Genomic DNA, 12,426 nt, shown 5'->3' on the forward strand with positions numbered 1-12,426 from the left:
AACTCCGCCTCTGTCAGACGAAGTCTTTCCCTTTTAAGCCCGTTCCTTTTCCTCTTTATTCAGATTGACTTGGAACGGATCGTTTTGGTGCTTTTGCTTTACAAAAACCATTTGGCCGGGGTATGCAAACTCAACACCTTCTGCGGCGAGAATTTCAATAATTTTATAGTTGATATCCTCTCTAACATCAAGGTTTTCAGCCCAAACCGTTGTTTTTGTATAGAAGTTGAAAAATAAATTGTAGTAGCTGTCGGCAAACGTATCAAAGTTGACCATGATCGTTTCATCATCAACGCCCTCATGTTCTAAGAGCATGGTTCTGAGAGAACGAATGGAGCGTTCAAGGTTCTCAATCGGCGTTGCATAGGACACATGGATGGAAAACGTGATCTGGCGTTTGGTCATTCTCGTCCAGTTCGTGATCGCTTCCATCGACAGCGTAGAGTTCGGCACCGTTACAAGCGCCCCCTGTGCTGTTCTGAATCTCGTGCTCCTGAAGGTAATATCTTCTACTGATCCGGTTACTGTCGACGTCTCCACCCAGTCACCGATGGTAAACGGCTTTTCAGTAATGATAATGATACCGCCGAAGAAGTTGCTGATGGTATCCTTCGCTGCAAGCGCAAAGGCCAGCCCGCCAAGACCTAGGCCCGCCACAAACCCGTTGACATCATAATTGAATTCCTGAGCGATCACACTGACACTGAGCGCAATGATGACAAAACGGAGCAATTTGGATAAAAACGGCGCCAGAATGTCATCCATGTCCAGCTCGAAGCGCTGATTCACCTTATGGAAAATAAACGACGACGCTGCGGTCAAATTACAAAGCCCCCAGCACAATAACGCAACAATCAGTGAGCGATATATTTTGCTGATGACCGGCATTTGTTCGTCTAAAAACGGTGAATACCGGATCGCTAAAAACAGCCCTAAGGCAACAAAAAACCATCTGGCCGGCTTTTCAAACGCCAGAACCACCTGTTTGAAAATTTCTGTTTTCGGCCGGTTTGTCAAATTAAAAAGCAGGTTAAAGAAATATCTTGTGAACAATTTTCTGAGTATAAGAAACACCAGCAAAATCGCCAAGCTGATGCCGATTTGTATGATTTTATCAAGCGTGAAATATTGCTGCAGATAATCTGGCATGACAGTCTCCCTTCTATTTAAATCGAATGTTTATTATACTAAAAGATTCGTAAAGATGCTCTTCTAAATGTCTTTTTACAGCACAAAACCCCGGCGTTCCGCCGGGGTCATTTCTCAATTCATCTATCAGCCAGATTCAATAGGGACAGTCACTTACTTTTTTTCGTTTGTGTCTGATCAAGGAGAGTTGCTTTTTGCATTTCAGCATCCGTTTCGGCTTTAATTCTTTCCTCCACTCTGATTCTCCCTTTTCCCATGATCTCGCCTCCTTTTTTGCTATTATAAAGTAACAGAATGTTTTGTGAATATGTCGAAAGGCCTAATTTCCTGGCGAAATATGTTCTGATGCGCTGAGTGTCTTTTTTTTAGTTATACGCAGCCCTCAGCCCGGACCATTCCGATTATGGCAGAAAAAATTCACCAGTTTGTATCGCCGCGCATATATGGATTTGATACAATAACAGAAATGCCCATACGAGGAGCTGACTTAGCTTGTACACCATTGCCCATCGCGGAGCATCAGGTTACGCTCCGGAAAATACGTTTGCCGCAATTGACCTTGCGGCGGAAAAGAATGCAGATATGATCGAACTGGATGTCCAGCTTACAAAAGACAGGCAGATTGTTGTGATACACGATGACAGGGTTGACAGAACAACAAACGGCTCGGGTTTTGTTAAGGATTTTACATTGGAGGAATTGCAAAAGCTTGATGCAGGAAGCTGGTACGGCCCCGCTTTTCAGGGAGAGCGCATTCCAACCTTGGAAGCGGTGCTTAAGCGCTACCATAAAAAAATCGGCCTTTTAATTGAATTAAAAGGCCATCCATCTCAAGTCGGAATTGAAGAAGAAGTGGGACAGCTGTTAGAGCAATTTTCTTTTTCTATCAACAATATTGTCCAATCCTTTCAATTCCGCTCCGTCCAGAGGTTCCGTGAGCTTTATCCATCGATTCCGACAGCAGTCATTACAAGGCCCAATTTTGGCATGCTGTCCAGAAATCAGCTGAAGGCCTGCCAATCTATCGCAAACTATGTCAATATAAAATACACACGACTCAACCGGCTGATGATCGCTTCCGCCCATAAAAATGGCTTAAAAGTATTCGCATGGACTGTCAAGAATCAAAAGACAGCAGCAAAATTACAAGCCATGGGTGTGGACGGCATCGTAACAGACTACCCGGATTTCATCAAAAAGGATGGAAAACATGAAAATATATAGCGCAGTTTTTATCGGAGGCGCGCTTGGCGCCTGCCTCCGATACGGATTAAACATGTGGATACACACCGATCAATTCCCGGCAGCAACCTGGCTGGAAAACGCGGCAGGCAGCCTTCTATTAGGCATGCTGACCGGTTTTTTTATGATCAGGGCAAAACGGCCTCTGCTGTCGGCTTTTTTAGGCACCGGCTTTTGCGGCGGATTTACGACAATGTCTACGTTTTCTAAAGAAACGGTGATGCTATTGCAAGCACAATCCTCACTGGCTGTTTTGTATATGGCAGTCTCACTGATATCGGGAATCGTTCTTGCACTGATTGGCGTTCTGGCGGGACGGCGCATAGCAGGCATTCTGCTAAGAAAGGGGCTGCAGGAAAGATGACACTAGCGGGTATCTTCATAGCGGGCGGTCTTGGCGCGATGCTGCGCTTCTGGGTTGGCAATGTCATAACCGCCAAATCCAAAGGTCTCAGCCTGCCCATCGGCATAGTAACAGTCAATATTCTCGGAGCTCTCGGGCTTGGAATATTCACAGGGCTTCACGTTACAAATGCTTCGGCCTCCCTCATCATCGGCACGGGTTTTTTTGGCGCCTTCACGACCTTTTCCACTTTCAGCGTTGAAAGTGTTCAGCTCCTGCTGGCCAAACGCGTAATGGAAAGCATCCTGTACATCGCCCTGACGATTTGCGGGTCGCTTTTAGCATTTTGGTGCGGCTGGACAATTGCAACGTAAAAAAACCTTGAGCTTATTTCTCGCTCAAGGTTGCACTGTTCAGCATCACAGGCTCAGGCATTGGCAGCGTGTGGTGCGCCGTAATCCCGGTTGTGTTGCCAGCTTCTTCTTTTATATCGATTTGTTTGATTAATCGGCCGTCCATCTTCAGCACCTTTATCGTATATGAACCGATGCGGATGGATTCACCAGCCTCAATATCGATGTTTTCTTTTAATATCAGTCCGCCGATCGTATCGACGTCCTCTTGAATCGATGCGCCAAGAAGGCTGTTCACCTGATCGATCCGAACCTTTCCGTCCATCACATAATGGCGATCGCCAAGCTTTTGGATCAGCGGCTGTTCATCTTCGTCAAATTCATCTCTGATCTCGCCGACAATTTCCTCAAGAATATCCTCTGTCGTCACAAGTCCCGAGGTTCCTCCGTATTCATCAGACAATATGGCCATATGAATACGTTCGCGCTGCATTTTAATTAGCAAGTCATGAACCGGGATGGTTTCCATCACTTCGATTACGGGTCGCACATACGGATGGATCGTCATCTTCATTCGTTCCTCTTCTGTCATAAACAGCAAATCGGAAAACAAATGCTTCGTATTAACCAAACCGATGACACTGTCTTTGTCCCCATCTGTGACAGGCCAGCGCGTGTATTTTTCCTTCAGCATGACTTCAAGCATCTCGGCCATTGTCATCTCTGTTGACACAGCTGCCATTTCCTTCCGCGGTATCATAATTTCTTTGGCGATCCGATTATCAAATTCGAAAATTTTATTCACATATTTATATTCAGACGGATTAATCTCTCCGTTTTTTAAACTCTCAGACAACAGCATTCTGAGTTCTTCCTCAGAATGGGAACCGTCATGTTCTGACGCAGGCTTTAAACCGAACATGCCGCATAAAAACCGCGCCGATCCATTGAGGATCCAAATAAACGGAAACAGGAGCAAATAGAATAAACGCAATGGACCCGCTATCAGCAAGGTCAGCTGTTCAGCCTTTTGAATCGCGACCGTTTTCGGGGCAAGCTCACCTACAACAACGTGCAGGAATGTAATCAAGCCATATGCGACCGCAAATGAGATCGCATGAGAAACCGATTCCGGCAGGCCGAGCGGTTCAAACAATGGATGCAGCATCCGTTCAAATGCCGGCTCCCCCAGCACGCCAAGCCCGATTGATGTCAATGTAATGCCCAGCTGGGATGCGGATAAATATTCATCCAAATCTGTAATGACACGCTTTGCGAGTATCGCCCGTTTGTTTCCTTCCGTTATAAGCTGATCTATTCTGGATCTCCTTACTCTAACAATCGCAAACTCGCTCGCAACGAAAAACGCGGTTAAAGCAATGAGCACGCCAATTAAAATCAGACTGTCAATATCGTCCATTTAACCTTATCCCCCTCATGGAAAGGATAAGGAGTCACCTCCTGATATAATCATTTTCCCTTAACATTGAGGTACGCGGTGTATTGTTGCCTAAGCAGAGGGCCCCATCATACCACCTCCAAGTCAAAGTTTGATTATAATTTGTATATTTTATTGTAACACAACTCATTCCGAAAATGATTTTTAATTTTTAGACTTTTAGGAGTGTAAAGTATCATTGACGGTCAGTTCAATCCCAAGTTCTACAGTTTGTTCTTTACCCAGCAGGTTCAGCTGGACTTTTGCTCTGTTTTTCCGTTTATCAATTTTTTTTATCGAACCTTCCAGCCCATGAAGAGGCCCGGCAGTGACATTAACTTTAGATCCCTCTAATCGAACCTTTGAATAGCTAATAATGTCACCTTTTTCTATCAATTTAAATAAAACGCTCATTTCCTCTTCTTGTATTTGACAATAATATTCCCCTGCTTCTTTAGTGTAACAGCTGCCGATATTTACAAAACGATAGAAGTTAGGAATTGAACGCATTTTATGTAGCATGTTGCCATTCATTTTTGTTTTGATAAGTACGTAACCTGGAAATAATGTTTTCATAACATGATAGATTTTCCCTTTTCTTCGTTCGGGCACAATCCTTCTCGGGACCATTGAATGTAGCGTATCCATATCAAAATACATGTTTAAATATTTTTGGACAATTTCTTCTTTTCCGCTTTCAACAAAGATTGCATACCAGTTCATTAGATATTATCCTTCCAAGTAAAATAGAAATAAAACTATATCTATAATGAGGCGGTCTCTTTATCGAAAAACCAACAACCGCTTGATTTTTACACACAGCATTCCGATTTCTCCATTTGTCCCAATCGAAATGTTCAGCTTATTTTCTAACAGATTTTCACTGAAGTAATGGACATTGATTTGTTTTTCAAGAAGTTATTCATACAATTGTTTTGTCTATATACCATAGGGCGGAATGCATTTAACAAAATTGGTCTGTGGTGGCATAATGGCAAAGCCAATATTTTGGCAATTTTTCAGTTAAGCAGCGGAGTGTTCTGATTACGCAATGTAGCCAGCGCCAGCTTTTGACTGAGTGAGTTTATGTTATAAAGAGTTTTTACTTTCATCAACGCCTGGATAAGTTCTTCATCGGCAATACCTTAGCCGACACGGGCGCTGAAAAGTAAATTTGATTTTGAAAATATTCACATTACTATCACATTGTCATATCTTGAATTCACGGTATCGACGATGTATTTAAATCTCTGCAAAATCCATGGAGCATTCATCTATAATGTTGAATCCGGAGAACAAATAGGCTATTTTCCCTACTTCTGTGCATAAAAACCGAAGTACAGTCGGGCATTCGATTTGCGAATACTGCTGCATTAACTCTACTTTCTCACCACGTCAATGCCGACCTTAAAGTTGTCTGATTTACACCTACCGATTGTCTCTGTCGCTAAAGTATAATAGAAACATTGAAGGGTCTGTAATGGCGATTTTAAGCCGATGTTGATGTTTGCTTGAAAAATGAGTGAGATCTGCTCGCTTGACCTGTTCCCAAACAATGTTTTCCCCCGACTTTACATGAAGAGTGTGGAACAAATCTTTCAGCATTTCATAACATAAAGTGTCGGGATATAACCGCAGATTCTTCTATCCAATCCGTCTAAGTACTTCCCTGACAGAAGCTGAAAGAGAGTATGGGTTTTCATTGCTTGATCGTCATGCACCCTTTATATGCTGTCTTCTGACATACGGGGTCAACCGTTTGATATTTGGCAAAATAGCAGGCATGTCTTACACTCCTTATATCTAATAAAATCTAACAATTATATACATAAGTTTGAAAAAATGTTATCATTATCGTATCCAAATTTCAGAAAATGATAAATGGTCAGTTTTCGCTTACTTTTGGGTGTCAGTTTATTAGCAAAGGAGCACACTCCCAGTGATTGAAATCATGCCGCTACTTGATGAAAAATCGAAAATGCCTTTATACATACAACTGTACAATTACATACGTGAGGAAATCGTGTCGGGGAGAATAAAACCGGATTCAAGACTTCCTTCAATCAGAAATCTATCAGTATATTTAAAAATCAGCAGAACGCCTATCGCAGATGCCTATGATCTTTTGCTAGGAGAGGGATATATCAGAAGCAGGCCCCGAAGCGGTTTTTACGCTGTTTCTCCGGAAGACATCCCGTCTTTGCATGCTGAAACTGCCGGAGAATCAGAAGAAGAGGAGCAAAAAAAATCAATCGCGAGTTATGACTTTCATTATGACCATGTCGACCTTCATCATTTCCCTTTTAAAAAGTGGAAAAAATGGAGCAATATATGTTTAACATCCGAAAACCATCATCTGCTTCAAAATGCAGACCTACAGGGTGAATACGGCTTACGAAAGGAAATTGCATCATACTTGCACCAACTACGGGGGGTATGCTGTTCACCTGATCAAATTATAATCGGCGCAGGAACCTATCATTCACTTCAGCTTTTGTTTCATCTGCTAAAGGATGATGTCGCAATAGTAGGCATTGAAGAAGCTGTAAACATTGGAGTAAAAGGGATATTTGAACAATTCCCTTCCTTCAGCTATCGATCTTTAACTCTGGAGTCTGATGGCATTAGTATGAAGGACTTATACAACAGCCAAGCTCAAGCCGTTTATGTAACCCCCTCTCATCAATTTCCTCTTGGTATGACGTTTTCGATGAAAAAGCGAATGGAGCTGCTGCAGTGGGCTTATAAAAAAAATGCATATGTAATTGAAAATGACTATGACAGCGAATTCCGTTTTAACGAACGTCCTCTTCCGACGCTCCAAAGCATAGATAAGCATAATAGGGTGATTTATGCCGGTACTTTCTCGAGGATTATGTCACCTTCTTTCAGAATAAGTTATCTCATCCTGCCCCGCTCTTTGTTTCACCGCTTTCAGAAGCAGATAAACAGTTATAATCAGCTTGCGTCCCCTCTATTGCAAAAGACGCTCCAATTGTTTATGGAATCAAATGATTTTGCGAGGCACATTCGGAAAATGCGCCGTTTATACCAAAAGAAACATGATATTTTAGTTAATGCGGTGAATCATTTCTTTCAGGATCAGGCAGACATTTTGAGTCAGGGGTCTGGCCTGCATATTTTGTTGAAAGTAAAGAATAATATGTCTGAAAATGAATTGATCCTTGCTGCAAAAAAAGAGGGCATCAACGTGTATCCGTCCTCCATTTATTTCCTGGAACCATCATCAGCCTCAACTGCTGCCGTTCTGCTTGGATTTGGCGCATTATCTGAAGAAACAATAAAGTGTGGTATAAAGAAGCTGGCAAAGGCTTGGAAAATCACATAAATATAAAAAAGATACCAGCACGTGGTGGTATCTTTTTAGTTAACTGATTTGTCCGTCAGAGATCTTCTTCAGTTCTCGCAGCTAATTGTAAAGAAGTATTAAACAAAGATATAACAGTTCCGATCCCTATTATGCTAATTATTCCTAGATAACTCCTAGAGAGATGCCAAACATTAATTATTCAAACTTTCTCTCTTTATGAAAATTCTTTATATAAGGAAATAAAGATTTCCCGTGATTTTTTGATTTGCTCCAGAGGCACACTGAAGAATAAACAGCAATGCCCTCTCATTCCAAAACAGCTAACAATTTATACTTTGCGCTGCTTGTACATAAAATGTGAATTCATCTTCAATTGGCGATTTCGGAAAAACGAAGTAAACCACCTTTTTCCAGTTAAAATTCAAATCCGACTTCCTTTAAAATGTCAACCATAAGTTCTCTGCGTTCTTTATAAGCGTTTGCTTCTATTCTTAAATTATTCATCCTCGCCACAGCGCTGCATCATGACAGGCGCATATACAAATCCAAGCGTTCAATTACTGTACACAAAAGCGTTTATCAAAAGACCGGCATGCTGCTGTCTAAGCCGATATAACCGAGCCGCTCCCCTGCTATGCCGTGGTCTTTACTGAATAAACTCGCCAAAATACACGATGATAAGATTGAAAAGGATTTGTCAGCTCTTCATCATAAATCAGCTGATTGTACGGTTCATCAAATAACAACATAGATCGTTTGGCCGTTTGTTTTTAATCTATTTTAACAGAGCGCCTAGATCATTTATATTTTTCTGGCTGAGTACGGTTCCCGTCGGGTTATGCGGTGTATTCAGGATGAGACCTTCGTCTGAGGGGCGATCACCTGCCTTACCGCTTCAATATCAATCTCGAACCGGGCTGTCATCGGGCAGCTCACAGCCTTCCCGCCATAGTTCTCAATATACATCCTGTCAATCTCACCTATCCCTTCTTGAAAACTGAATTCTTTCTATACTATTTCAATGGAAATTGAGATGCCATCACCTTCTAATTGACCATTGCGTTATAACGCTGATTCAATAAATCGGCAGTTTCTGTTATTAATTTTTCACCAATTTTATGGACGTGACGGTTTCTCCAGTTTTCCAGTTCTGACCCTTTGACCCATTGGTTAAAAGCACCTAGTGCAGGACCGCAGTGAATCTGATAGTTTACTTTTTCTTTTTGATCCCCAATAAGTGCTAGCCTCGTTGCATTTCCGAAATACCATTTGAAGATAAGTGCCATTTTGTGCTTCGGCTGACGCTCTGCTCTTTCTATCTCATAAGAAGCCTTATATTTTTTTATGTCTTCATAAACTTCTTCGAATGTTCGATGAAAATATTTTTCCTCAACCATTCTTCTCGTTTTTTCATCTATTTCATCTATTGATCTATAATTCTGATACAACTCATGAAGCTTATTGGCTCTGACAGGAAATAACAATCCTTTTTTGAGTACCTGGACTTTGGCCCCGATTTCAAACATATCCCCAGCTGGAGCATAATCGGTATCCTGTACATTCGCGTCCTGAAGCAAATCCTTAGCCGCATTGCTTGTTCCAGCTTCCACAGTACACTGGTTAATAGAACCTGTTACAATATAATCCGCACCGAGTATAAATGCAGCAGCCGCAGCCTCAGGTGTTCCAATCCCTCCTGCTGAACCGATTCGTACTTTTTGGGGATAGCGGTATTCTGCATGAATTTTATCCCGCAGCTTAATTATGGCTGGCATGAGAGCGTACGCTGAGCCCTTGTCCGTATGCCCGCCCGAATCAGCTTCGACAGTTATCTCATCAGCCATCGGGATTTTTCTCATCAATTCGGCCTGATTATGAGTAATTTTCCCTTCTTCAGTTAACTGCTTCAATAAATGGTCCGGGGCAGGTCGCAGGAAAATTTCTGCCACCTCAGGCCGAGACACCTTTGCAAATATTCTATTCTTCGCTTCAACCGTTCCATCCTGTTTTCTTTGGACGCCGCGGGCCCGGTACATCACGAGAGGAGCTGTTAGGCTAATATAAGCCGCCGCTTCGATTATGTTTATTCCATAATCTAAATACAATTTTATCTTTTTTTCCTCTAATTGCGGTTTATCCAGATTACATAGCAAATTCATACCGAAAGATTCATCATTTGTCAGTTTATGTTGTATATATTGAATCGCTTGTTCAATCGATTCAATTTTCATGCCTCCCGTTCCATAAAATCCAAGCATTCCTGCTTTTCCAACTTGAACCACCATCTGTTCTGACGCAATTCCTCTATACATGGAACCTGTCACATATGCATATTGTAATCCGTATTCTTTTTTAAATGAATTGCTCCCAAGGGTCTGCGGTGTAATCTTCGCGACATGCTCAAACTGTTTTTTTCTATGATTAAGCTGCAGAGGCTCTGCTTCTTTTTGAATGTTTTGCGTCAGCTTCGTAAGTACATTGCCTGGCCCTATTTCCTCAATGGATTGCACCCCAATTGCTGACAAGTACCTTATGCTGTCTGTCCATTTGACCTGATGAGTAATTTGCATCGTTATATTTTTTTCGATGTCTTCTCGCCCATAGGGCATTGCTTCAACATTTGAAATGACAGGTATTGTTGGAGGTTTTAGCTGAACACCTTCTAGAAAGTCAGAAAACTCTCTTTCCGCATCAGCCATGTAACGGGAATGAAATGCTCCGCTCACTTTTAACGGGATAAAAGCCGCTACACCCGCCTTTTCAAAAATAGGTTGTGCCAGCAGTATATTCGATTTCAAACCAGAGATCACAATCTGTGTCGGTGAATTATGATTAGCAATATCAACCGGTAGGCTATTTTCTTTTAATAGGTGCTTGATCTTTTCGACAGGAAAACCGATGACCGCAGCCATGCCTCCCCCAGCGGCCTTGCCCATCAGTTCTCCTCTCTTTTTTACCAGCAGCAAGCCAGTTTCAAAATCAAATACATCTGCGGCAAACAAAGCGTTATACTCACCAAGACTATGTCCTGCTACAAAATCAGGTTTTTTCCCTGTTTCATTGACCTTTTTTAGATAACTTAATGCATTCACCACAAAAAGAGCAGGCTGAGTATACTCTGTTTGACTCAGTTTTTGGTTTTCGTCATGTAGACATAAATTTTTAATTGAATATCCTAAAATATCATCTGCTTGTTCTGTCAGGGTTGAAAACTCATCAAATAGGCTGCTGCCCATCCCCTTATACTGGGATCCTTGTCCCGGAAAAACATATGCTTTCAATCTCCTGTCTTCCTTTCTGCTTCATAATAAGTCTGCTGATTTCGCAGCGGTTTTCTCTTTAAGCCGGGCCGATATTCCTTCTGGGCAAAATCGGCTGAAGACCATGAAATATCAACATCTACATAAATATGTGTAAGTCATTGATTACTTAGTAGCTAATTGGCAGTCTTGTGACCTGTGAATCGGAATAAACTATTTAAATTGTAGTGAATTATATGAAATAAGTTGAACACAGACAATTGGTAAAAGCCAACTGTTTTCAAAACCTATATCTAAATTAAATGGCCAAAACGGCAAACTTCAAGCACGTCACATTATCTAAGACGGATTGACTCTTCTGTTATTTTCATCCATATTTTAAACGAATTTCAGAATACCATATCTTCTTTTTTAATCTACTGAGAGCCTTGTTTAAAAGCCCAAATAAATAAAATGAGACCGTTCAGCCATTTATCCTTTCATTGCGAAAGAGATCTAAATATTGAAATATTCAGAAAAATATAAATGAATTTACTCCACACCCGTAATAAATCATATATAATAATTGTGAGATCAATGCTAGTACATTAAGAAAATTGATCTCCATGTAAAACCTGTGGGAATGTTTCCTTTTTCATTCGATTCCACTTTTGGTTCACTATGTTCACCATCGTGCCGAAACAGCGAATGGCTACCCACATTTCTTATTCATTTCGTATTGTATCCACTTGATTATGCAAAATATGTATCATTTAGTCAATGCTATATGAGAATCTTTTCAAAAAATACATTATATTTTAACTCACTCATCAAAAACAATAAACTTGTGCAAGACACCATTCATATATTAAACTATTCTCATAACTATAACGTGATGGTTGGGAGGGATATAGATGGGGCTGAGACTTATCGCATCAGTGAACTAGCGGCACTTGCCGGAGTAACGAAACGAACAGTTGATTATTATACGAATATCGGTCTGCTTACGCCGGCCAGATCCTGTTCAAATTACCGTTACTACGACGAAAATGCACTCAAACGGCTTATATTTATTGTAGATTGTAAGAAGCAGCGATTGGCCCTGTCCGATATTAAAGATCGACTGGAGAACCAGTTTCCCTCTTCAGCTAAACTTGATGATGAAATTGGAAATCTGGCATTAGAAATTGATCATATGAATCAAAACATCTCCGGAATCTTGCATCGGTTTGAACGGCTGAAGCCCGAGGATCGTGACAAGCTGAAAAGCAAGCTCCCGCCCGAAAAGCTCGCCGTGTTCCAATCATTTATGCTGCTGTTAAGTTAAAACC

General features: G+C 41.4%; 10 protein-coding genes and 1 pseudogene. 5 read left to right on the forward strand and 6 right to left on the reverse strand.

All coding sequences use genetic code 11. The features are described from left to right. Window positions 1-33 precede the first annotated feature (33 nt). Window positions 34-1,149 (reverse strand): small-conductance mechanosensitive channel protein MscY, encoded by a 1,116-nt coding sequence (gene mscY / locus AC0C66_RS14720; RefSeq protein ID WP_072182723.1) that lies wholly within the window; start codon window positions 1,147-1,149, stop codon window positions 34-36. Window positions 1,150-1,298: 149 nt separating this feature from the next. Continuing rightward, on the reverse strand, window positions 1,299-1,406 hold the full coding sequence (locus AC0C66_RS14725) for a YhdX family protein (protein WP_003224203.1): 108 nt from the start codon (window positions 1,404-1,406) through the stop codon (window positions 1,299-1,301). 235 nt (window positions 1,407-1,641) lie between these two features. Between AC0C66_RS14725 and AC0C66_RS14730 the strand changes: the two genes are divergently transcribed. From AC0C66_RS14730 to crcB, 3 genes are read left to right on the forward strand one after another with little or no spacing between them, the layout of a single operon-like run. Beyond that, a complete protein-coding gene (locus tag AC0C66_RS14730) occupies window positions 1,642-2,373 on the forward strand; it encodes a glycerophosphodiester phosphodiesterase (RefSeq protein ID WP_072182722.1) in 732 nt (243 codons plus the stop codon). Beyond that, window positions 2,360-2,755, forward strand: a complete 396-nt coding sequence (locus tag AC0C66_RS14735) for a fluoride efflux transporter FluC (protein ID WP_072182721.1) — start codon at window positions 2,360-2,362, stop codon at window positions 2,753-2,755. Before AC0C66_RS14730 ends, AC0C66_RS14735 begins: the two co-directional genes overlap by 14 nt. Next, window positions 2,752-3,108 carry a fluoride efflux transporter CrcB gene (gene crcB, locus AC0C66_RS14740; RefSeq protein WP_061188269.1) on the forward strand — a complete coding sequence of 119 codons (357 nt, stop codon included), beginning with the start codon at window positions 2,752-2,754 and terminating at the stop codon, window positions 3,106-3,108. Before AC0C66_RS14735 ends, crcB begins: the two co-directional genes overlap by 4 nt. Window positions 3,109-3,121: 13 nt before the next feature. Here crcB and AC0C66_RS14745 read toward each other — a convergent pair whose 3' ends face one another. Continuing rightward, on the reverse strand, window positions 3,122-4,507 hold the full coding sequence (locus tag AC0C66_RS14745) for a hemolysin family protein (RefSeq protein WP_072182720.1): 1,386 nt from the start codon (window positions 4,505-4,507) through the stop codon (window positions 3,122-3,124). 198 nt (window positions 4,508-4,705) lie between these two features. Next, the gene (loaP, locus tag AC0C66_RS14750) at window positions 4,706-5,248 is read right to left on the reverse strand and encodes an antiterminator LoaP (RefSeq protein WP_088679550.1); all 543 of its coding nucleotides are present in this window, start codon (window positions 5,246-5,248) and stop codon (window positions 4,706-4,708) included. 1,216 nt (window positions 5,249-6,464) lie between these two features. On the opposite strand from loaP, the gene pdxR reads away from it, so the two are divergent. Beyond that, the gene (pdxR, locus tag AC0C66_RS14755; RefSeq protein ID WP_080376129.1) at window positions 6,465-7,874 is read left to right on the forward strand and encodes a MocR-like pyridoxine biosynthesis transcription factor PdxR; all 1,410 of its coding nucleotides are present in this window, start codon (window positions 6,465-6,467) and stop codon (window positions 7,872-7,874) included. 196 nt (window positions 7,875-8,070) lie between these two features. On the opposite strand, the pseudogene AC0C66_RS14760 reads toward pdxR, so the two are convergent. Further along, window positions 8,071-8,825: pseudogene (locus AC0C66_RS14760) on the reverse strand (aminotransferase class I/II-fold pyridoxal phosphate-dependent enzyme); the annotation flags it as partial. Between the two features lie 77 nt (window positions 8,826-8,902). After that, complete coding sequence (gene fabD / locus AC0C66_RS14765) at window positions 8,903-11,137, reverse strand: ACP S-malonyltransferase (RefSeq protein ID WP_088679552.1); 2,235 nt, start codon at window positions 11,135-11,137, stop codon at window positions 8,903-8,905. 853 nt (window positions 11,138-11,990) lie between these two features. On the opposite strand from fabD, the gene cueR reads away from it, so the two are divergent. Further along, window positions 11,991-12,422, forward strand: coding sequence for a Cu(I)-responsive transcriptional regulator (cueR, locus tag AC0C66_RS14770; protein WP_032727347.1), 432 nt, complete (start codon window positions 11,991-11,993; stop codon window positions 12,420-12,422). The last annotated feature ends 4 nt before the right edge of the window (window positions 12,423-12,426 follow it).

It is taken from the genome of Bacillus sp. VA13 (assembly GCF_055710085.1).